Below are 21,893 nucleotides of genomic sequence, written 5' to 3'. Positions count from 1 at the left end.
AAGGTGGTGCGGAACACAATCATCAGCGGATCCCGTCAGGCATCTGCTTGGCGAGATTGCGGATCCCGCGCAGCTGGAGCTGTTTCACGGCCCCGTCGCTGCGTCCGAGGATAGCCGCTGTCTCGGCGATGGACAGCCCCTGGAGGAAACGCATGATGATGCAGTCGCGTTGTTCGTCGGGGAGCTTGGAGAGTGCTCCGAGCAGCATCTCGTTGGTGATCCCGGCCATCACGATCTTCTCCGGCCCGTCGGCAGGGGAGTCGTGCAGACCCATGTCTTCGGTCGTCATCTCCAGGCGCGTACGTCCCGCCTTGAAGTGATCGGTGGCCAGGTTGCGGGCGATGGTCATCAGCCAGGCGCCGAAGTCCTTGCCCTGCCAGCGGAAGCCGGTCATCGACCGCAGCGCCCGGAAGAAGGTCTCCGAGGTGAGGTCCTCGGCGACCTGGGCGGAGCGGGTGCGGTAGAAGAGGAACCGGTAGACGGCGCCGTTGTAGTGGTCGTAGAGGAGGCCGAACGCCTCCTTGTCACCCTTGCGCGCGAGCTCGACCAGCGCGATCAGCCGGGTGCGGTCGGCCTCGGTCTCCTCCGAGGAGGCGGCGAGCTCGGTGTCGTCGTCGGGCTCGTTGTCGGAGCGGGGATGGGTCTCGTGGCCGCCGCCCGAACCACGACGCTCGGGCTCGGCGAACGGGCCCGAGGCACCAGCCACACCGGCGTAGGCCGGTTCGTAGCCCTCGTTCATCAGGAGCGCGACCGCAGCGCGCAGGGCATCCAAGCGACGATGGACGTCATTGGCGCGGCGCGACATGTGGGTCCCTCCCGAAGACTCCCCCTGAGCGAGCCCAACCTTACGGGTTAGGGCATCCCGATGTCAGGTCCCGAGCCGAAGTCGTGTCGGCGTGTGGTGGCATTTTCATGACATGGCGATGAATACCCGGCCTGCATACCGGTCGCCAACGGCCGAAATCAGTGCTTGCGGCCGCGGAGCGCGATCGCCACCGCGATCGCCCCCGTGGCAGCTCCGCCCAGCGCTGCCGTCACCAGGCCGGCCCGGGCGGCCTTGCGCCCGGTGCGGTAGTCGCGGATCGGCCAGCCCTTCTGGCGCGCGTGGGCGCGCAGGCGCGCGTCCGGGTTGATGGCGCACGGGTGGCCGACCAGCGAGAGCATCGGCAGGTCGTTGTAGGAATCGGAGTAGGCCGCACAGCGGGACAGGTCGAGGTTCTCCCGGGCCGCGATCGCCTTGACCGCCTCCGCCTTGGCCGGCCCGTGGAGCATCTCGCCGACCAGCTCGCCGGTGTAGACGCCGTCCTCGGTCGCCGCCACCGTCCCGAGGGCGCCGGTGAGCCCGAGCCGCCGGGCGATGACCCGGGCGGCCTCGACCGGCGCGGCGGTCACCAGCCACACCCGCTGCCCCTGGTCGATGTGGGTCTGCGCGAGCGCCCGGGTGCCGGGCCAGATCCGGTGGGCCATGCCCTCGTCGAAGATCTCCTCCATCAGGCTCTCGACCTCCTCGGCGCGATGGCCGCGGATGAACGACAGCGCCGACGAGCGCGCCGACTCCATGTGGGCCGGGTCCTCGACCCCGGCGATCCGGAAGTACGCCTGCTTGTACGCCGCCGAGGCGATGTCCCGCGTACGGAAGAACTTGCGCCGATGCAGGCCGCGGGCCAGATGGAAGATCGTCGCGCCCTGCATGATCGTGTTGTCCACGTCGAAGAACGCGGCCGCCGTCGGGTCTCCACCCGTCGGGTAGAGCCAGGCCTCGATCTCCGCGGCCGCGGCCGATGCCTCGCCGGCGAGTGCCGAGCGGCGTTTGAGGTCTTTGCGCCGCAGCTCGGCGCGGCGGCGGTCGCTGGCGCTGCTCATTGCGCCAACAGTAGTGCTCCGGACGTCTCTGCGGCACCCAGGTGCCGTGGCAAGTGCGAAGATGGTCGGATGGAACCGCGTGTGACCTTCTACTCCCGTCAGGGCTGCCACCTCTGCGACGAGGCGAGGCTGGTCGTCGAGAAGGTGGTCGGCAACGACTACACCGAAGTCGACATCGACGCCGACGACGAGCTGCGCGAGCGCTTCACGGACGAGGTGCCGGTGACGTACGTCGACGGGAAGCAGCACGACTTCTGGCGGGTCTCGGAGGAGCGGCTGAGGGCAGCGCTGGCGCGCTCCCCAGAATAACTGTCGATTGGCCCAATACCCTGAACAACCCCCCTCTGACAACTCCACAAACACGTGTGCTAGCCGACGCTCTGCGAGTTTGTTCTCGCGGTCACAAAGTCCGTATGGTGGCTGAGCCGCAGGGCGATCCCGGGCTAAAAAGCCCCCGTCTGTGGCGCCGGCATTGAAAGAGCAGAGCGTGACGGCACGGAGTACGAATACGGGCGAGGGCAGCGGTGCCCAGGACCCCCACCGGGACATCCCCGAGGCGACAGTCGCCCGGCTCCCGGTCTACCTCCGGGTGCTGACCTCGCTCGCCGAGCGCAACATCGCCTCCTGCTCCTCCGAGGAGCTCGCCGCGGCCGCCGGGGTCAACTCCGCCAAGCTGCGCAAGGACCTCTCCTACCTGGGCTCCTACGGCACTCGCGGCGTCGGCTACGACGTCGACTACCTGAGCTACCAGATCGCCCGCGAGATCGGTGTCACCCACGACTGGCCGGTCATCATCGTCGGTATCGGAAACCTCGGTCAGGCGCTGGCCAACTTCTCCGGCTTCAGCAGCCGCGGCTTCCGCACCGTCGCGCTCCTGGACGCCGCCGAGCAGATGCAGGGTCGGACGGTCGCCGGGCTCGAGGTGCGGCCGTTCGCCGATCTGGCCGAGATCGTCGCGGCCGAGCAGGTCTCGATCGGCGTCATCTCGGTGCCGGCGACCGCGGCCCAGGACGTCGCCGACGCGATGGTCGAGGCCGGCATCAGCAGCATCCTCAACTTCGCGCCCGCGGTGCTCAACGTGCCGCCGGGTGTCGACGTGCGCAAGGTCGACCTCTCGATCGAGCTGCAGATCCTCGCGTATCACGAGTCGCGCAAGGCTGCAGAGGCAGACGAGACCGTGGACAATGGTTCCGAGGAAGGGATTACCGCATGAGCGTTCTGGTCGTCGGAATCTCGCACAACTCTGCGCCGGTCTCGCTGCTCGAGGCGGCATCGGTGGACGCGGACGGTCTGCAGAAGCTCCTCACCGACGTGGCTGGTTGTGAGCACGTCAGCGAGGCAGCGGTCATCTCGACCTGCAACCGCCTCGAGATCTACACCGAGGTGGATCGCTTCCACGGCTCGGTCGAGGAGCTTTCCCGTCGCATCATCGAGGGCGCCGGCCAGACGCTCGAGACGATGCTGCCGCACCTCTACGTCCACTACGACGACGGCGCCGTCTCCCACCTGTTCAAGGTGGCCGCCGGGCTCGACTCGATGGCCGTGGGCGAGGGCCAGATCCTCGGGCAGGCCCGCGCGGCGCTGCAGCTCGGCCAGGAGATGGGCACGGTCGGACCGGCGCTCAACAGCCTGTTCCAGCAGGCGCTCCGGGTCGGCAAGCGCTCGCGCGCGGAGACCGACATCGACCGGGCCGCGCCCTCGCTGGTGACCGCGTCGCTGGGCCGTTCCGCCCGAGCCGTGGGTGACGTACGCGGCAAGCGGGTCGCCGTCGTCGGCGCCGGTGCGATGGCCGGACTGGCCACCGCGACCGTCTCCCGGATGGAGGCCGCCGACGTCGTCGTGGTCAACCGCACCACGGCCAACGCCGAGCGCCTCGCCAAGGAGTACGCCGCGCGCGCGGCCTCCCTCGACGCGCTCGCCGCGGAGGTCGCGGCCGCCGACATCGTCATCACCTGCGCGGGCGCGAGCGGGCTGCTCGTTCCGGCCGACATGGTCGGCGACCGCAGCGGCCACCCGGTCGCGCTGATCGACCTGGCGCTGCCCCACGACATCGACCCCGACGCGGCCTCGCTCCCGGGCGTGACCCTGATCGACCTGGCCGCCCTCGCCGACGAGCTGCACGCCTCGCCCGCCGGCAAGGAGGTGCTCGCGGTCCGCGACATCGTCACCCAGGAGGTCGCGGCCTTCCTGAGCGCCCGCCGCCAGTCGGCGGTCACGCCGACCGTCGTCGCGCTGCGGAGCATGGCCACTGGCGTCGTCGACGCCGAGATGGAGCGCCTCGACAACAAGCTCCCCGACCTCGACGAGGCCACCAGGGCAGAGGTCCTCCGGACCGTACGCCGCGTGGCTGACAAGCTTCTCCACGAGCCGACCGTCCGGGTCAAGGAGCTCGCGAACGAGACCGGCGCGGTGTCGTACGCCGCGGCGCTCGCCGAGCTCTTCGCGCTCGACCAGAACGCCGTCTCGGCCGTCACCCGGGCCGACGTGCCGTCATCAGGTGGGATCGACAAGCTCGACCACCGGAATCTTGGTGATCTTTCATGAGGACCCTCCGCCTCGGCACCCGCCGATCCCAGCTCGCCGTCACCCAGTCGACCCTCGTCGCGGAGATGCTCCGCGCCCAGGGCCACATCGTCGAGCTGGTCGAGATCGTCTCCGAGGGCGACCGCACCCAGGCCAGCAACACCCCGCTGACCGGCGCGAACTCGACCGGCGTCTTCGTCAGCGCGCTGCGCGACGCGCTCCACGCCAAGGAGATCGACCTCGCGGTCCACTCGCTCAAGGACCTGCCGACCTACCCCGAAGAGGGCATCGAGCTGGTCGCGATCCTGCCGCGCGAGGACCCACGCGACGTGATCGTCGCCCGCGACGGGCTGACCCTCGGTGAGCTCCCGCCGGGCTCGCGGGTCGGCACCGGCTCGCCGCGCCGTGTGGCCCAGATCAAGGCCCTCGGCCTCGGCCTGGAGATCGCCGGCATCCGAGGCAACGTGGACACCCGCATCGGCAAGGTCCGCTCCGGTGAGTTCGACGCGGTCGTCCTCGCCCGGGCCGGCCTGGCCCGCATCGACCGGCTCGACGAGGTCACCGAGGTCCTCGACCCGATCCAGGTGCTGCCCGCGCCCGGTCAGGGGGCCCTGGCGGTCGAGTGCCGTGAGGGCGACGCCGATGCCGACGTACGCAAGATCCTGACCTCCCTCGACGACGCGCCCACCCGAGCAGCCGTCGAGGCGGAACGCGCAGTGCTCGCCACCCTCGAAGGTGGCTGTGCCGCGCCCATCGGGACCCTCGCCGACGTGGTGGAGGGTGAGGAAGGACCAGAGCTGTGGGTGCGGGCAGTCGCGCTCTCACTCGACGGCTCGCTCTCGGTTCGACTCTCCGCATCGGGGCCGCTCGACGACGCCGTAGGCGTCGGGCGCCGGCTCGCCGAGGAGATGCTCGCCGAGGGTGCAGCAGACCTGACCGACGATCCCACCACTGACCCAGGCCAGGCTGTCATGGACACGGGCGGTTCCCCCCAGACCGCTCCCGAGCAGGACAAGGTGCACAACGCATGACCCGAGCAAAGACCACCGAGCAGAAGGCCGAGCCCGGCTCGGCCACCCCACTGGGCTGGGTGTCCTTCGTCGGCAGCGGTCCCGGTGACCCTGAGCTGCTGACGGTACGGGCGATCGACCTGCTGAAGCAGGCCGATGTTGTCGTGACCGAGGCCCCCGAGCACGCTTCGATGGTGCGCGGCGTACTCGGCATCCCCGAGCCGGTCGAGCCGGCCGAGGGCGAAGAGACCCCGGAACCGGTCGGACCCGAGTTCATCGACGGCGGGTTCGGCGTGGACGGCCAGCCCCTGGCCAACGCCGCCCGTGCCAAGGCCGTCGTCAAGCAGGCGAAGCTGGGCAAGCGCGTCGTGCGCCTGATGACCGGCGACCCCTTCCTCTACGCCTCCGGCCCCGAGGAGGCGCAGTCCTGCGCCAAGGCGGGCATCGGCTTCGAGATCGTCCCCGGCGTCTCGTCCGTGTCGGCCGTCCCGGCCTACGCCGGCATCCCGCTGACGACCAAGGACCACCACGAGGTCGCGGTCGTGACCTGCAACGAGAAGATCGACTGGAGCCAGTACGCGGACAACCGCACGCTGGTCCTCCTCTCCGGTGTCGGCATGATCGGCGACATCGCCAAGGAGCTCGTCGCGGCCGGCCGCCCGGCCAAGACCCCGGTCGCGATCACCCGCGTCGGCACCACGACCGAGCAGGCGACGGTAGAGTCGACGCTGGAGAACATCGCCGTCGACGCTCGTGCCGCACGGATGGCGCCGCCGGCGATCGTGGTGATCGGCAAGGTGGTCAACTTGCGGGAGACGCTCTCGTGGTTCGAGACGAAGCCGCTCTTCGGCTGGCGCGTGCTCGTGCCGCGCACCAAGGAGCAGGCGCCGGCGCTGTCGCTGAAGCTGAAGGGCTTCGGCGCCGTGCCCGAGGAGGTCCCGACGATCTCCGTCGAGCCGCCGCGCAACCCGCAGCAGATGGACAAGGCCGTCCGCGGCCTCGTCGAGGGCCGCTACAACTGGATCGCCTTCACCTCGATCAACGCGGTGCGCGCGGTCCGCGAGAAGTTCGACGAGTACGGCCTGGACTGCCGTGCCTTCTCCGGTCTGAAGATCGCCGCCGTCGGCGAGAAGACCGCGCAGGCGCTGGAGGCCTGGGGCCTGCGTCCCGACCTGGTGCCGCACACCGACAACCAGTCGGCTGCCGGGCTCCTGGAGGTCTGGCCGGAGTACGACGAGGACCTCGACCCGATCAACCGGGTCTTCCTCCCGCGCGCCGACATCGCCACCGAGAACCTCATCGCCGGCCTGGTCGACCTCGGCTGGGAGTGCGACGACGTGACCGCCTACCGCACCGTCCGGGCGGCTCCGCCGCCCGCGCCGACCCGCGACGCGATCAAGACGGGCAAGTTCGACGCGGTGGTCTTCACCTCGTCGTCCACGGTCCGCAACCTGGTCGGCATCGCGGGCAAGCCGCACACCTCCACGGTGATCGCGGCGATCGGTCCGGCCACCGCCAAGACTGCCGAGGAGCACGGCCTGCGGGTCGACGTGATGTCGCCGGAGCCGTCGATCGAGGCGCTCACCGAGGCGCTCGCCGCCTTCGGTGCCGCGCGTCGCGCCTCGCTGGTCGAGCAGGGTCTGCCGGTCACCAAGCCGTCCGACCGGCGCCCGGCCTCGCGCCGCCGTTCGCGCACGAGCTGACACCACGCTGGTCGAGCCGCGGAGCCGCTAGGCGGAGGCGTGTCGAGACCAACACAGTCGCAACGAACCGTGTTGGTCTCGACACCGCTCGCTGGCGCTCGCGGGCTCGACCGGCGGCGTACTCTGGAGATCTGATGAACATCGAGAAGCCCGTGATCCGTCCCCGGCGCCTGCGGCGCACGCCGATCCTGCGCCGGATGGTCGCCGAGACGGCCGTACGTCCCGCCAACCTGGTCCTGCCCGCGTTCGTGCGCGAGGGGATCAGCGAGCCCGTCCCGATCTCGAGCATGCCGGGCGTGGTCCAGCACAGTCGTGAGTCGCTGCGCAAGGCGGCGGCCGAGGCGGCTGCTGCAGGCATCGGCGGGATCATGCTGTTCGGCGTACCGGAGAAGAAGGACGCGGTCGGCTCGGGCGCGCTGGACCCCGAGGGCATCCTCAACGTGGCCATCGCCGATGTCGTCTCCGAGGTCGGCGACTCCCTCACCGTGATGAGCGACCTGTGCCTCGACGAGTTCACCGACCACGGTCACTGCGGCGTCCTGACCGAGGACGGCTCCGTCGACAACGACGCCACGCTCGAGATCTACGCCCAGATGGCCATCGCGCACGCCGAGGCCGGCGTCGACATGGTCGGCCCGTCCGGGATGATGGACGGCCAGGTCGCGGTCACCCGCGACGCCCTCGACAGCGCCGGCCACACCGACGTCTCGATCCTCGCCTACTCCGCGAAGTACGCCTCCGCCTTCTTCGGGCCGTTCCGCGAGGCGGTCAACTCCGCGCTCCAGGGCGACCGGCGCACCTACCAGCAGGATCCGGCCAATGCGCTGGAGGGTGTCCGCGAGGCGCTCCTTGACGTGGCCGAGGGCGCCGATATCGTGATGGTCAAGCCCGGGCTCCCGTATCTCGACGTCCTGCAGCGAGTGCGTGAGTCTGTCGATGTTCCCGTGGCTGCCTACAACATCTCGGGGGAGTACGCGATGTTGGAAGCCGCCGCTGCGAACGGCTGGATCGACCGCGAACCGGCGATCCTGGAGACACTCACCGCCTTCAAGAGGGCGGGCGCGGACGTCATTCTGACCTACTGGGCCACCGAAGCGGCCGGCTGGCTGCGAGGCTGACGTACTCGCCTCACCAGCCGAGCAGCTCTGTGACGTGGAACATATCCTGAGAGTAGACTCGCGACCGTGACCAATCGAGAGTTGGGCAGCCCGAAGCGCACCGGCCGGCCACGCAACAGTGGACGTGATTCGGCGAATCCGCGGGAAGAGATCCTCAAAGAGGCGTCCAGGCTTTTCACCGCTCAAGGGGTCGCGGCGACGACGATCAGTCAGATCGCCGAGTGCGTCGGACTGCGCCAGTCCTCGATGTACTACTACTACAAGTCCAAGGAGGAGATCCTCTCCGCCTTGATGGAGAAGAACCGCGAGTCGCTGACGCTCGCCGAGAAGCTTCTCGAGGAGGACGGACCGGTCGCTCCGCGGCTCTACGCCTTCCTCTACACCGACGTCCGCCAGCTGTGCACCGCCCCGCTCGACTTCTACGAGCTCGAGGTCGCCGCGCTGGCGCAGCCGCAGGTCTTCGCAGGCTTCGAGGAGGACGGCGACAAGCTGCGCGACGCGGCCGCCCGGCTCCTGGAGCTCGGCGTCGACAGCGGTGAGCTGCGCCAGACCGACCCCGCCGCCACCGCCCTGATGCTGCTCTCGCTCAACGAGGGCGCCCAGCACCGGCTGTGGCACGGCCGCCGCGACGAGGAGAAGGCCTCGGAGAGCTCCGACGCCCTGGCCCAGTCGGTCGCCGACTACCACCTCAGCTCCCTGCTGACCGACGCGTCCTCCCTGGCTGCCGTCCGCGAGGCCGGCCGCGACTTCGTCACCGAGTACGAGGACGACGAGCCCGCCGCCTGAGCGCCCCAGACATGCGAAGGGCCCCGCCGGTCGGCGGGGCCCTTCGTGCGTCGGATCAGTTGCCGGTGAGCGCACCGAACAGGCTGCCGAGGATGCCCTTGAGGATGAGCGTGAGCACGTTGCTGACGGTTGCGTTGACCTGCTCGAGCGTCTTTCCGGCCATCGCGTTCACGCACTGGTTCAACGCCTGGCCCGACTGGCTCGCGTTGAGGAGCGGGTACTTCGCCAACTCACGCTGGCAGGCGGAAAGAATCTGGGAAGGCGTAGCGACGACCGTCTCGACCGTCTCCTTCAGCGGCTCGGTCACCGCCTCCGCAGACCCGCCGGTGCTGCCGCCGCCGGTGCCACCGCCGCCCGTGCCGCCACCACCGGTGCTCCCGCCGGGCGTCTCCCCGGAGGGCGCCTCGCTGGACGGCGAGGACGGAGACTGGGAAGCGCTGCCGCGCGGGCCGGCCTTCGGGCCGCCGGCCCGGAACTCGCGGTCCTTCTGCTTCGACGTCTTGGGAGCTTCCATCCGCGGGATCGCGTAGTCGACCGGGACCGTGCTGTTCGGGATCGAGGTGAACTCGCCGGAGCGGTAGGCCTCGGCGATGCCGAGCACCGTCGTGACGTACGACTGGCTGTGGTTGTAGCGGTAGACCGCGGCCCGCGCGCCCTGGTCGGTGGAGAGGTCGTCGTCGCCGGAGCAGAGGTAGACCGCGGAGGCGAGGGCGGCGTCGTTGATGTCCTGAGGGTTGCGCTTGCCGTCACCGTCGGCATCGACACCGACCATCGCCCAGGTGGACGGGATGAACTGCATCGGCCCGATCGCGCGGTCGTAGGTGGTGTCGCCGTCGTACTGGCCGCCGTCGGTGTCGTTGATCTGGGAGACGTTGCCCTTGCCGTTGAGGGGCACCCCGAAGATGCCGGGGGTGGAGACGCCCTCGGCGGTGAGACGGTTGTCGTTGGCGCGACCGTGGTTGGACTCGACCCGGCCGATCGCGGCGATCAGCGGCCAGTCGATCTTGCAGGCCGCGTCGGCGGCGTTGATGACCGTCGCCGCACGCTGGTAGGCAGCGAGCGCGGCGGACGGGATGCCGGCCGCGCTGGCCGTGCCGGGGAGCGACTTGTCGCCCTGGTTGGTCGAGGCCGACACGCTGGCCGGCGCCTGGATCGCCTCGGACGGAACCGAGGTCCCGTCGGGCAGGCTGAAGGCGTCGTCGTAGCTGGTGGTCCCTGATGCGGTGGCACTCGACTGCGTCAGACCGGTGACGTTGACCGTCCAGGCCGCGCTCAGCAGCGCGAGCGGAACGAGCGCGGTCGCCTTCTGAAGGCGGTTGTAGCGCGATGCGGACATCGAATCTCCCTCTCAATCCCCAGGGTCGAAGGTCCCGGGTCTTGCTCCCCAAATGCAAGGTTCTCAACGAACCGTCTCACGTCAAAGTTACGCACGTCACGTTTTACTGGCACATTGCGTTCCAGTTAACGAGACGCCGATGAGACGCAGGTTACGGCCGGTCGTGACGTAGAACATCGAAATTCGTACGCATCGGTAACCCGATTCCGTGGAAACGTGTGCGGTGGGATGCGGCCTGGAATGGGATTGTGCGTGGCGTTGATGAAGAATGAGCCGGTGCCTCACGACATCGCACCCCTGTCCGCAGCGGCCTCCGAAGCTCTCTTCGCCCGCGCGAAGGCCGTGACGCCGGGCGGCGTGAACTCGCCCGTGCGCGCCTTCAACGCGGTCGGCGGCACGCCCCGCTTCATCCGGGAGGCGAAGGGAGCGTGGTTGACCGACGTCGACGGGAACGAGTACGTCGACCTGATCTGCTCCTGGGGCCCGATGCTGCTGGGCCATGCCCATCCCGAGGTCCAGGCGGCGGTCCTGGAGGCGGTCACGCGCGGCACCTCCTACGGCACCCCGACGACGCCCGAGGTCGAGCTCGCCGAGGCGATCGTGGAGCGGGCGCCGGTCGAGAAGGTGCGGTTCGTCAGCAGCGGCACCGAGGCGACGATGAGCGCGATCCGGCTGGCGCGAGGGTTCACCGGCCGCGACGTGATCCTCAAGTTCGCCGGCAACTACCACGGCCACGTGGACTCCCTCCTGGCGAGCGCGGGCTCCGGGCTGGTCACCCACGCCATCCCCGGCACCCCGGGCGTCCCCGAGAGCAGCACCGAGCTCACCGTCGTGCTGCCCTACAACGACCGTGCCGCGGTGACCGCTGCCTTCGAGACCTATCAGGGCCGGGTGGCCTGCCTGATCACCGAGGCCTCGCCGGGCAACATGGGCGTCGTGCCGCCGGAGCCGGGCTTCAACCAGTTCCTGAGCGAGACCTGCAAGGACAACGGCGCCCTGTTCATCTCCGACGAGGTGATGACCGGGTTCCGGGCCAGCAAGCAGGGTCAGTGGGGGATCGACGGCAAGCACGAGGGCTGGACGCCCGACCTGGTCACCTTCGGCAAGGTCATGGGCGGCGGCTTCCCGGCGGCGGCCTTCGGCGGCCGCGCCGACGTGATGGGCTCGCTCAGCCCCGACGGGCCGGTCTACCAGGCCGGCACGCTCTCCGGGAACCCGGTCGCGACCACGGCCGGCCTCACGACGCTCAGGCTGGCGACCGACGAGGTCTACGACCACATCGGCAAGGCCGCCGAGACGGTGAAGGAGGCGATCGTGGAGAGCTTCACCAAGGTCGGTCTCCCGCACGTCATCCAGTCCACCGGCACGATGTTCTCGGTCTTCTTCACCGACAGGCCGGTGCGCAACTTCGACGAGGCCAAGACGACCGACGAGGCGGCGTACAAGGCCTTCTTCCATGCGATGCTCGATCAGGGTGTCTATCTGCCGCCGAGCGCCTACGAGGCCTGGTTCCTGTCCTCCGCTCACGACGAGCGGGCGCTCTCTCGGATCACGGAGGCGCTCCCATACGCCGCCGAGGCTGCTGCAAAGGTGCTTTGAAAGGTGAAGGAATGAGTATCGAGACCACGGTTCACCTGCTGCGTCATGGCGAGGTGCACAACCCGGAGGGCATCCTCTACGGGCGCCGTCCCGGGTTCAACCTCTCCGAGCTCGGGCTGCAGATGGCCGAGCGGGTCGCCGACCGCATCGGTGGGCAGGACATCACCCACGTCATCTCGAGCCCGCTCGAGCGCGCGCGGCAGACCGCGGGGCCCCTGGCCAAGGCGCTCGGCGTCGACATCTCGCTCGACGAGCGAGTGCTCGAGTCGGAGAACCTCTTCGTCGGCAAGAGCTTCAAGGACGGCTTGGGGCCGCTGAAGGACCCCAAGGTCTGGCCGAAGCTGCTCAACCCGTTCAAGCCGTCCTGGGGCGAGCCCTACCTGGAGATCGTGTCCAGGATGATGTCTGCGATCCACGACGCCCGGGATCTCGCGCGCGGCCACGAGGCGGTCATCGTCTCCCACCAGCTGCCGATCTGGACCACCCGGCTGCACATCGAGGGCCGCAGCTTCCTGCACGACCCGCGCCGCCGCCAGTGCGCGCTGTGCTCGCTGACCTCGCTGCACTTCGTCGACGACGAGTTCGTCGCGCTCTCCTACGGTGAGCCCGCGGGCGACATGCTGCCTGCGAAGGACAAGTACGCGCCGTTCTCGGCCGGCGACATGGACGAAGATTAACCGGGCTCTCAGGTTTGTCAGGAAGAGTCCTGCCCGTGCGTAAGAAGTTAGGTGGCCTCGTCCTCACGGTGGTGATGGTGGGGCTGCTGGCCGCGTGCGGGCAGAACGGCACCAACGAGGCCGGCTACATCTCCGGTGACGGCCGCACCCAGGAGATCCCGGTCGCCGATCGCGGCGAGCCGGTCGAGCTGACCGGCGAGACCCTCGACGGCAAGCCGTTCGACCTCGCCGACACCCGTGGCAAGGTCACCGTGCTCAACGTGTGGTGGACCGGCTGTGCGCCGTGCCGCAAGGAGATGCCGATGCTCCAGGCGGCCTACGAGGAGCTCGGCGACGAGGTCGCCTTCGTGGGGCTCAACACCCGCGACGCCTCGGCCGCCCAGGGGCTGGCGTTCGAGCGTCACTACGGCGTCGAGTACCCGTCGGTCTACTCGCCCGACGGCGCCGCGGTCCTCGCGCTGAAGGGCTCGCTGGCGCCTCGCGCCATCCCGGCCACCGCGATCCTCGACGCCGAGGGGCGCGTGGCTGCGCTCATCCGCGGCGAGATCCCCTCGGCGCGTACGCTCGACGAGCTCATCACCTCGGCAGGGGCGTCGTCGTGACGGATTGGTTCGCGAGCACCGCCGGGGGCGGGTCGCTGCTGCTGGCGGTCCCGATCGCGCTGCTGGCCGGGTTCCTCTCGTTCATCTCGCCGTGCACGCTGCCGATGCTCCCCGGCTACCTCTCCTACGCCACGGGCCTGTCCGGCGCCGACCTCGCCTCCGGTGACGTACGCCGCGGCCGCATGCTCGCGGGCGCCCTGCTGTTCGTTGCCGGGTTCTCGGTGGTCTTCGTCCTGATGGGCATCACCGTCGGCGGGATCGCCTACAAGCTGCTCGAGTTCCAGCAGACCGGCACCAAGGTCCTCGGCGTCCTCTCGATCGTCATGGGGATCGCGTTCATGGGCTTCATCCCGCTGCTGCAGCGCGACCTGAAGTTCCACAAGGTGCCAGCGGTCGGCCTGGCCGCCGCCCCGCTGCTCGGCTTCCTCTTCGGGCTCGCCTGGACCCCGTGCACCGGGCCGACGCTCGGTGTCATCGCCGGGCTCGCCTGGGACCAGGGCACCGCCGCCCGCGGCGGCCTGCTGCTCGCGGTCTACGCGCTGGGCCTCGGCATCCCGTTCGTCCTCGTCGCGGTGATGTGGCGCAAGGCCACCGTCGCGCTGAGCTGGTTCCGCCGCCACAGCCGCGCGATCACGATCATCGGCGGTGTCGTGATGATCCTGATCGGCGTCGCCATGCTCACCGGTTGGTGGGACAACGGCATGCAGTGGCTGCAGGTCCAGGTCGTCCAGCGTTGGGAGGGCATCGCGCTGTGAGCACCACCTCCGCCCCTGACCGCAAGAAGCAGTCCGACGAGCGCCGCGCCGGCGAGCTGAACGCCCGCGAGCTGGCGCGCTGGGGCTGGCGCCAGCTGACCTCGATGCGCACCGCGCTGATCCTGCTCCTGCTGCTCGCGCTCGCGGCCGTCCCGGGGTCGCTGATCCCGCAGGACGGGGTCGACTCGCTGAAGGCCGACCAGTGGCGCGAGGCGCACACGACGCTGACGCCGATCTACGAGAAGCTCGGCCTCTTCAACGTCTACTCGACGCCCTGGTTCGCCGCGATCTACCTGCTGCTGATGGTCTCGCTGGTCGGCTGCATCATCCCGCGCTGCCTGGTCTACGCGAAGGCCATGCGCGCGCAGCCGCCGGCGACTCCAGCCAACCTGACCCGGCTGCCCGACTCCGCGACGTACGTCACCGACGAGGAGCCGGAGGAGGTGCTCGCCGCCGCGCGCAAGACCCTTCGTGGCTATCGGCTGCGGAAGGAGGGCGACGGCGAGTCGGTGAGCGCCGAGAAGGGCTACCTGCGCGAGGCCGGCAACCTGGTCTTCCACATGTCGCTGATCATCGTGCTGGTGGCGTTCGCGTTCGGCAGCCTGTTCGGCTACAAGGGCGGCGTGATCGTGCTGGTGGGGGAGGAGTACGGCTTCGCCAACGAGCTCTCGCAGTACGACGACTTCAAGCCCGGCTCGCTCTTCGCCCCCGAGGACCTCGACGACTTCACCTTCAAGATCGACGACTTCTCCGCCGAGTGGCTGACCACCGGGGCTGGAGCGGGAACGGCGCGCGGGTTCGAGTCCAAGATCCGCTACACGGAGGGTGGGAGCGAGGAGAAGCGGTATGACCTCAAGGTCAACCACCCGCTGACCATCGGAGGCACCGACGTCTTCCTGCTCGCCCACGGCTACGCACCGGTGATCACGGTGCGCGACGGCGAGGGCAACGTGGCCTACTCCGGCCCGACGATCTTCCTCCCGCAGAGCCAGAACCTGCTCTCCTTCGGCGTTGTCAAGGCGCCGTACGCCTCGCCCGAGGAGCTCGGTTTCCAGGGGCTGTTCTACCCGTTCGAGGGCACGGTCGACGGCGAGCCGGTCAACCTGATGGGCGACATCGGCGACGGCTCCCACGCGATGCTCTCGCTGCAGGGCTTCCGAGGCGACCTCAATCTCGACGCCGGGCCGCAGTCGGTCTACGCGCTCGACACCTCGAAGGCCAACATGATGTCCCCGGACGAGTCCGGGAAGGCGTTCAACCTGCGGCTGGGGCAGACGGTCGAGCTGCCCGACGGACTGGGCTCGATCTCTTTCGACGACGTCCAGCAGTGGAACCGGGTCCAGATCTCCAAGTCGCCCGGCAAGGAATGGGCGCTCCTCGGCGTATCGCTGGCCCTGGTGGGGTTGCTCGGCTCGCTCTTCATCCGCCCGCGACGGGTGTGGGTTCGCGCCCGCCGGGTCGACGGGGGCACACTGGTCGAGATCGCCGCCCTCGACCGCTCCGGCGGTGGAGACACCGCAGCTGTAGTCACCGGTCTCGTCGAGGCCCTACGAGGCGCGCGAACACAGGAGGATAAGGATGTCTGACCACACCTGGGGCGTACTCAGCAACCAGGCCATCACGGCCGCCGGGGTCGTCTACTTCCTGGCGCTGCTCTGCGCGCTGGTCGAGTGGTCGGCCTGGCAGTCGCGTGCCCGCTCCGCGGTCGCTGCGAAGGAGCTCGTCGGTGCCGGCGCCCCGGTGGACGAGACCGAGGCCGAGCCGAACCCCGCCGATGCCGTACGCGAGCAGCGGGCCGCCCTCTTCGGACGCCTCAGCCTGCTGCTGACCGGTCTCGCAGTGGTCTGTCACCTGGTCGCGCTGGTCGCCCGCGGGATGGCCGCCGACCCCAACCGGGTGCCGTGGGGCAACATGTACGAGTTCACCATCTCGGGCTCGTTCGTGGTGGCCGCTGCCTACGTCGTCCTGCACCGGCGCCTGAAGCTGGCCTGGATGGCGCCGTGGGTGCTCGGGTTCACCGTCGTGGTGCTCATGCTGGCCGTCGTCGGCCTCTACGAGCCGGTCGCGCCGCTGACCGAGGCGCTCAACTCCTACTGGCTCGTCATCCACGTCATCGCCGCCATCATCGCCACCGGCGGGTTCACGCTCGGCGGCATCGCCGCGGTGGCGTACCTGCTCAAGTCGCGCTTCCCCGACTCCGCCCTGCTCGCGCGGGTGCCGGAGCTGGACGCGCTCGACCGGGTCTCCTACCGGATCCACGCCTTCGCGTTCCCGGTGTGGACCTTCGGGGTGCTGATCTCCGGTCCGATCTGGGCCCACGAGGCCTGGGGCTCCTACTGGAACTGGGACCCCAAGGAGGTCTGGGCGTTCATCACCTGGGTCGTCTACGCGGGCTACCTGCACGCGCGGGCGACCGCCGGCTGGAAGGGCAAGAAGGCGGCGATCGTGGCGCTGATCGGCCTGGCCACGCTGTGGTTCAACTTCATCGGCATCAACTACTTCTCCTCGACCTCGCAGCATTCGTACGCTGCGCCGGCTGCTCCGACGGCCGAGCTCGTCGAGACCACCCGATAGGGAATCCCCATGAAAGAGTTCTGGATCTACACCGGCCTGCGACTGCTGTCGCTGCTCGCCACCTTCGGCATCGTGGCGGGCATCTGGTCGCTGGTCGCGGGCGAGGTCAACCTGTTCTTCGCCGTGATCCTGGCGTTCGTGATCAGCGGCGTGCTGTCCTTCTTCGTGCTCGACCCGCAGCGGCGGGCCTTCGCCGAGAAGGTCGAGGCCCGGGCTGCGAAGGCGGTCGAGGCCGCCCGTGCCAAGGAGGACGCCGAGATCGACACCGCGTCCAACGGCGAAGGCGATAGCCACAAGGTGTCCTGACCTGGTAAGCAACGGTCATGTCGATCGTTCACAAGGCCACCCTCACCCCGACGAAGAAAGAGATCTTCGGCGCCTGGCTCGCCACTCAGGCCTGGTCGCCGGGTGAGCTGACCGACACGATCGGCTCTTACCGGTTCGACGACCCGGCCGGGAAGGTCGGGATCGAGTGCGTGCTCCTCGAGGTCGGCGAATCGGTCGTCCACCTCCCGGTCTCCTACCGGGAGGCGCCCCTCGACGGCGCCGAGGACTTCCTGATGGCGACCAGCGAGCACTCGACGCTGGGGACGCGCTACGTCTACGACGCCTGCGCCGACCCGGTGGCCGTCCGGGCGCTGCTGTCGGCCGCGCTCACCGGCGCGACCCAGGAGCCGATGGACGTCTACGACCGCGGCCGCCTGGTCGAGCGCCGCGAGACGGTCGTGACCGCCGCCGGCACCGGCTCGTGGGCCCGCAACGCGGTGCCGCACTTCGACGGTGTCACGATCCGCTCCCACGGTGTCGAGTCGCGCGTCGACGTCGGCAGCTTCGTGGTCGTCGTGAAGCGCGTCGTCGACGGCTCCGACGCGGACGGCACGGAGTCGATCCGGGTGACGTGGCCGGGCGGTTCCGGCTCGCTGGTCGGCGTACGTCACCGCTGATCCCACAGACGCCGAGTCGGCGTGTCTGTCTCGTTGGTAGGCGTCGAGTCGGCGTGTCTGTCTCGGTGTAGCTCGTCGAGTCGGCTTGGGCTGGGACAGATGCGCCGACTCGGCGATCCGGGCTGGGACAGATGCGCCGACTCGGCGTGATTCAACAGGCCTCGCGCCCTGTCTGTGAGTCCCCTGTGCGAGCGAGGTGATCAACGGGGCCTCCCGTAAGTCACGAGTCGGAAACATCCTCGTCCTGCACTTGACGCATTCGGACGTCAGGAGGCAGATTGTCCCGATGTGAGCGTTCACATCTGTGAGTCGGCTCACCCGGGAACCGGCCCCTCAGCCGGTCTCCGGCACCCCCGACAGCGGCGCGTGGGCCTACCGACGCGGCCGTAGATGAAATGGAGCAGGTTAGTGCGCAAGGTACTCACCACGATCACCGCGGCGGCGCTTGCGCTCGGCCTGGCGGCATGCGGTGGCGACGGCGGCGAGGGCGGCGACAAGGGCACCGTCGGTGTGGCCATGCCGACCAAGTCCTCGGAGCGCTGGATCGCAGACGGCAACAACATCAAGAAGCAGCTCGAGGCCGAGGGCTACAAGGTCGACCTGCAGTACGCCGAGGACGACATCCCGACCCAGGTCTCCCAGGTCGAGAACATGGTCACCAAGGGCGTCGACGTCCTGGTGGTCGCGGCCATCGACGGCACCGCGCTCGGCGACGTCCTCGAGACCGCGGAGTCGCAGGACATCCCGATCATCAGCTACGACCGCCTCATCCGCGACACCGAGGCCGTCGACTACTACTCGACCTTCGACAACTACCAGGTCGGCGTGCAGCAGGCCACCTCGCTGGTCGAGGGTCTGAAGGCCAAGGGCAAGGGCCCCTACAACGTCGAGCTCTTCGGTGGTTCGCCCGACGACAACAACGCCACCTTCTTCTGGAACGGCGCCATGTCGGTGCTCGAGCCGCTGATCAAGTCCGGCGAGATCGTCATCCCCTCCGGCCAGACCGACTTCAAGCAGGCCGCGATCCTGCGCTGGGACCCCGCCACCGCGCAGAAGCGCATGGAGGACATCCTCACCAAGACGTACGCCTCCAAGAAGGTCCAGGGCGTGCTCTCGCCCTACGACGGCCTCTCGCTCGGCATCATCGCCGCGCTCAAGGGCAACGGCTACACCACCGCCGACCTTCCGGTCGTGACCGGTCAGGACGCCGAGGTGCAGTCGGTGAAGTCGATCAACGCCGGTGAGCAGTACTCCACGATCTTCAAGGACACCCGCGAGCTCGCGAAGGTGACCGTCGACATGATCGTCGCCGTCGGTGCGGGCGAGGAGCCCGAGGTCAACGACACCGAGACCTACGACAACGGCAAGAAGGTCGTTCCGTCCTACCTCCTCGACCCGGTCGTGGTCACCAAGGACGACGTCACCAAGGTGCTCGTCGACTCCGAGTACTACACCGCCGACGAGATCAAGTAGCACCCCGTACGCGGCGTGGGCCCGGGTCCCTCCGGACCGGGCCCACGCCGGCCCCTTGCCAGATAGCAGGAACCACATGAGCTCACCGATCCTGGAGATGCGCGGCATCACCAAGGAGTTCCCCGGCGTCAAGGCGCTCTCCGACGTCAACCTCGTCGTCAACCGCGGTGACATCCACGCGATCTGCGGTGAGAACGGCGCCGGCAAGAGCACCCTGATGAAGGTGCTCAGCGGGGTCTACCCCCACGGCACCTACAGCGGCGACATCGTCTTCGAGGGCGAGACCGCGAAGTTCGCCAACATCCGGCAGAGCGAAGCCGCCGGCATCGTGATCATCCACCAGGAGCTCGCCCTCATCCCCGAGCTCTCGATCGCGGAGAACATCTTCCTCGGCAACGAGACGGCCAAGCGCGGCATCATCGACTGGGGCCGCGCCAACCGCGAGGCGATCGATCTGCTCGCCCGGGTCGGCCTGCGCGAGAACCCGCTGACCCCGGTGAAGAACCTCGGCATCGGCAAGCAGCAGCTGGTCGAGATCGCCAAGGCGCTCTCGAAGGAGGTCAAGCTGCTCATCCTCGACGAGCCGACGGCCGCCCTCAACGACGACGACTCCCAGCACCTGCTCGCCCTGCTCAAGGGCCTCCAGGAGAAGGGGATCACCTCGATCATGATCAGCCACAAGCTGAACGAGATCGAGCAGATCGCGGACGAGATCACCATCATCCGCGACGGCCAGAGCATCGAGACCCTCTCCGTCGCCGCCGGCGGCGTGGACGAGGACCGGATCATCCGCGGGATGGTCGGCCGTGACCTGGAGAACCGCTTCCCCGACCACACCCCCTCCATCGGGGACGTCCTCTTCGAGATCCGCGACTGGACCGTCATGCACCCGCAGGACAGCCACCGCGAGGTCATCCGCCGGGCCAACCTGTCCGTGCGAGCCGGCGAGATCGTCGGCATCGCCGGGATGATGGGTGCGGGACGTACGGAGCTGGCGCGATCGATCTTCGGTCGCTCCTACGGCTCCCGGACCTCCGGCTCGCTGGTGCTGGACGGCGAGGAGCTGCACCTCAACACGGTCACCCAGGCGATCGAGGCCGGCATCGCGTACGTCTCGGAGGACCGCAAGGGGCTGGGCCTCAACCTCATCGACGACATCAAGACCTCGGTCACCGCGGCGGCGCTGAAGAAGCTGCGGCGCGGGCTGGTCGTCGACGAGCACAAGGAGGTCGTGGTCGCAGAGGGCTACCGCAAGAACCTCAACATCAAGGCGCCGTCGATCACCGCCGGGGTCGGCAAGCTCTCCGGCGGCAACCAGCAGAAGGTGGTGCTGTCCAAGTGGATGTACACCGACCCGAAGCTGCTGATCCTCGACGAGCCGACCCGAGGCATCGACGTCGGCGCCAAGTACGAGATCTACGGGATCATCCAGGAGCTCGCCCGCAGCGGTCGCGGCGTACTGGTGATCTCCTCCGAGCTGCCCGAGCTGCTCGGCCTGTGTGATCGCATCTACACGCTCGCCGAGGGCGTGATCACCCATGAGTTCGACCGCTCAGAGGCCACCCAGGAGTCCCTGATGCGCTACATGACCGCGGACGCGAGGAAGTAACACCCGATGAATGCCCTGCTCAACACGCTGCGCGGGAACGTCCGCCAGTACGGGATGATCATCGCTCTGGCGGCGATCGTCATCCTCTTCCAGATCTCGACCGAGGGTGTGCTGCTCAAGCCGCTCAACGTCTCCAACCTGGTCGTCCAGAACGCACAGATCCTGATCCTGGCCATCGGCATGGTGATCGTGATCGTGGCGCGCCACATCGACCTCTCGGTCGGCTCCGTGGCCGCCTTCGTCGGCGCCGCCTCGGCGATCATGATGACCCAGTACGACTTCCCGTGGTGGCTGGCCGTCTTCGTCGGCCTGCTCATCGGCACCGCGATCGGCGCCTGGCACGGGTTCTGGGTCGCGTACGTCGGGATCCCGGCGTTCATCGTCACCCTGGCCTCGATGCTGCTCTTCCGTGGTCTGACCCTGGTCGTGCTCAAGGGCGCGACCGTCGGTGGTCTCCCGGAGCAGTTCAAGAACATCGGCAACGGGTTCTTGCCGGAGGTCGGGCCGGACACCGGGCTCCACAACCTGACGATCCTCATCGCCGTCGTCGCCGTCGCGGTGCTCATCGTGCTCGAGGTGCGGCGCCGGGCGGCTCAGGCCGCGTACAACTTCGACGTCCTGCCCTTCCCGCTCTTCGTGGTCAAGCTGGCGCTGCTGACGATCGTGATCATGTACTTCGCCTACCTGCTCGCCGACGCGCGCGGGCTGCCGATCGTCGGCCTGATCCTCGGCGGGCTGATCGTGGTCTACACGTTCATCATGAACAGGACCGTCTTCGGCCGGCACGTCTACGCGATCGGCGGCAACGTCGACGCGGCCACGATGTCCGGCGTCAACACGAAGCGTGTCGACTTCCTGGTCATGATGAACATGGGTCTGCTATCGGGTCTGGCGGGCATCGTCACCACCGCCCGTCTGACCGCGGCCAACCCCAAGGCTGGCGTGAACTTCGAGCTCGACGCGATCGCCGCCGCCTTCATCGGTGGCGCCGCCGTCACCGGTGGTGTCGGCACCGTCGTCGGCGCCATCATCGGTGGTCTCGTCATGGGTGTCCTCAACAACGGCATGTCGCTGCTCGGTGTCTCCATCGACTGGCAGCAGGCCATCAAGGGCCTCGTGCTCCTGCTCGCCGTCGCCTTCGACGTGTGGAACAAGCGCCGCACCGCTGGCTCCGGTGGTGCCGGCGCCGAGTCCGCCGAGCCCAGCGCTCCGCCGCCCGACAAGCTGGCCGAGGAGATCGAGGCCATGGAGGCCGAGCTGAGCGTCGAGTCCAACGATCCTCCGAAGACCTGATCCATCCCCCTCACCCCCACCCCACGAC

At 68.8% G+C, this 21,893-nt stretch carries 21 protein-coding genes; 18 read left to right on the top strand and 3 right to left on the bottom strand.

What is annotated here, in order from left to right:
- Positions 1-22: 22 nt before the first annotated feature.
- Together G5C66_RS20455 and G5C66_RS20450 are read right to left on the bottom strand one after the other, a co-directional pair.
- The gene (locus tag G5C66_RS20455) at positions 23-772 is read right to left on the bottom strand and encodes a sigma-70 family RNA polymerase sigma factor (RefSeq protein ID WP_241248715.1); all 750 of its coding nucleotides are present in this window, start codon (positions 770-772) and stop codon (positions 23-25) included.
- 191 nt (positions 773-963) lie between these two features.
- Complete coding sequence (locus G5C66_RS20450) at positions 964-1,863, bottom strand: HAD family hydrolase (RefSeq protein WP_165112776.1); 900 nt, start codon at positions 1,861-1,863, stop codon at positions 964-966.
- A gap of 69 nt (positions 1,864-1,932) precedes the next feature.
- Between G5C66_RS20450 and G5C66_RS20445 the strand changes: the two genes are divergently transcribed.
- From G5C66_RS20445 to G5C66_RS20415, 7 genes are all read left to right on the top strand, one after another.
- Complete coding sequence (locus tag G5C66_RS20445) at positions 1,933-2,172, top strand: glutaredoxin family protein (protein WP_165112775.1); 240 nt, start codon at positions 1,933-1,935, stop codon at positions 2,170-2,172.
- Between the two features lie 178 nt (positions 2,173-2,350).
- On the top strand, positions 2,351-3,076 hold the full coding sequence (locus G5C66_RS20440) for a redox-sensing transcriptional repressor Rex (RefSeq protein WP_165112774.1): 726 nt from the start codon (positions 2,351-2,353) through the stop codon (positions 3,074-3,076).
- Complete coding sequence (locus G5C66_RS20435) at positions 3,073-4,407, top strand: glutamyl-tRNA reductase (protein WP_165112773.1); 1,335 nt, start codon at positions 3,073-3,075, stop codon at positions 4,405-4,407. Before G5C66_RS20440 ends, G5C66_RS20435 begins: the two co-directional genes overlap by 4 nt.
- On the top strand, positions 4,404-5,417 hold the full coding sequence (gene hemC / locus G5C66_RS20430; RefSeq protein WP_165112772.1) for a hydroxymethylbilane synthase: 1,014 nt from the start codon (positions 4,404-4,406) through the stop codon (positions 5,415-5,417). The genes G5C66_RS20435 and hemC overlap by 4 nt, the downstream gene beginning before the upstream one ends.
- Entirely contained in the window at positions 5,414-7,099 is a 1,686-nt protein-coding gene (locus G5C66_RS20425; protein ID WP_165112771.1) for a bifunctional uroporphyrinogen-III C-methyltransferase/uroporphyrinogen-III synthase, read from the top strand. The genes hemC and G5C66_RS20425 overlap by 4 nt, the downstream gene beginning before the upstream one ends.
- 134 nt (positions 7,100-7,233) lie before the next feature.
- Positions 7,234-8,217 (top strand): porphobilinogen synthase, encoded by a 984-nt coding sequence (hemB, locus tag G5C66_RS20420; RefSeq protein ID WP_165112770.1) that lies wholly within the window; start codon positions 7,234-7,236, stop codon positions 8,215-8,217.
- A 66-nt stretch (positions 8,218-8,283) separates the two neighbouring features.
- Positions 8,284-9,003, top strand: coding sequence for a TetR family transcriptional regulator (locus G5C66_RS20415; protein WP_165112769.1), 720 nt, complete (start codon positions 8,284-8,286; stop codon positions 9,001-9,003).
- Between the two features lie 55 nt (positions 9,004-9,058).
- Here the strand turns inward: G5C66_RS20415 and G5C66_RS20410 are convergent, their stop codons facing one another.
- Positions 9,059-10,339: a lytic transglycosylase domain-containing protein gene (locus tag G5C66_RS20410; protein ID WP_165112768.1), complete on the bottom strand. Its 1,281-nt coding sequence runs from the start codon at positions 10,337-10,339 to the stop codon at positions 9,059-9,061.
- Positions 10,340-10,600: 261 nt separating this feature from the next.
- On the opposite strand from G5C66_RS20410, the gene hemL reads away from it, so the two are divergent.
- The 11 genes from hemL to mmsB all read left to right on the top strand — a co-directional run bounded on the left by hemL (position 10,601) and on the right by mmsB (position 21,865).
- Positions 10,601-11,938: a glutamate-1-semialdehyde 2,1-aminomutase gene (gene hemL / locus G5C66_RS20405; RefSeq protein ID WP_165112834.1), complete on the top strand. Its 1,338-nt coding sequence runs from the start codon at positions 10,601-10,603 to the stop codon at positions 11,936-11,938.
- Positions 11,939-11,949: 11 nt separating this feature from the next.
- A complete protein-coding gene (locus tag G5C66_RS20400) occupies positions 11,950-12,615 on the top strand; it encodes a histidine phosphatase family protein (protein WP_165112767.1) in 666 nt (221 codons plus the stop codon).
- Between the two features lie 35 nt (positions 12,616-12,650).
- Complete coding sequence (locus G5C66_RS20395) at positions 12,651-13,217, top strand: redoxin family protein (RefSeq protein ID WP_165112766.1); 567 nt, start codon at positions 12,651-12,653, stop codon at positions 13,215-13,217.
- Positions 13,214-13,972, top strand: a complete 759-nt coding sequence (locus G5C66_RS20390) for a cytochrome c biogenesis protein CcdA (RefSeq protein WP_165112765.1) — start codon at positions 13,214-13,216, stop codon at positions 13,970-13,972. Before G5C66_RS20395 ends, G5C66_RS20390 begins: the two co-directional genes overlap by 4 nt.
- Positions 13,969-15,558, top strand: a complete 1,590-nt coding sequence (resB, locus tag G5C66_RS20385; RefSeq protein WP_338144258.1) for a cytochrome c biogenesis protein ResB — start codon at positions 13,969-13,971, stop codon at positions 15,556-15,558. The genes G5C66_RS20390 and resB overlap by 4 nt, the downstream gene beginning before the upstream one ends.
- A complete protein-coding gene (gene ccsB / locus G5C66_RS20380; protein WP_165112763.1) occupies positions 15,551-16,546 on the top strand; it encodes a c-type cytochrome biogenesis protein CcsB in 996 nt (331 codons plus the stop codon). The genes resB and ccsB overlap by 8 nt, the downstream gene beginning before the upstream one ends.
- Before the next feature lie 9 nt (positions 16,547-16,555).
- Positions 16,556-16,852, top strand: a complete 297-nt coding sequence (locus tag G5C66_RS20375; RefSeq protein WP_165112762.1) for a DUF4229 domain-containing protein — start codon at positions 16,556-16,558, stop codon at positions 16,850-16,852.
- 17 nt (positions 16,853-16,869) lie between these two features.
- Complete coding sequence (locus G5C66_RS20370) at positions 16,870-17,490, top strand: maltokinase N-terminal cap-like domain-containing protein (protein ID WP_165112761.1); 621 nt, start codon at positions 16,870-16,872, stop codon at positions 17,488-17,490.
- A gap of 408 nt (positions 17,491-17,898) precedes the next feature.
- Positions 17,899-18,963: a multiple monosaccharide ABC transporter substrate-binding protein gene (chvE, locus tag G5C66_RS20365; protein WP_338144257.1), complete on the top strand. Its 1,065-nt coding sequence runs from the start codon at positions 17,899-17,901 to the stop codon at positions 18,961-18,963.
- A gap of 76 nt (positions 18,964-19,039) precedes the next feature.
- Positions 19,040-20,572: a multiple monosaccharide ABC transporter ATP-binding protein gene (gene mmsA, locus G5C66_RS20360; protein WP_165112759.1), complete on the top strand. Its 1,533-nt coding sequence runs from the start codon at positions 19,040-19,042 to the stop codon at positions 20,570-20,572.
- Positions 20,573-20,578: 6 nt separating this feature from the next.
- Positions 20,579-21,865 carry a multiple monosaccharide ABC transporter permease gene (mmsB, locus tag G5C66_RS20355; RefSeq protein WP_165112758.1) on the top strand — a complete coding sequence of 429 codons (1,287 nt, stop codon included), beginning with the start codon at positions 20,579-20,581 and terminating at the stop codon, positions 21,863-21,865.
- Positions 21,866-21,893: the final 28 nt, after the last annotated feature.

Source organism: Nocardioides turkmenicus, assembly GCF_011045035.1.
Classification (GTDB): domain Bacteria; phylum Actinomycetota; class Actinomycetes; order Propionibacteriales; family Nocardioidaceae; genus Nocardioides; species Nocardioides turkmenicus.
This window is presented reverse-complemented; position numbering and strand designations above follow the sequence as displayed.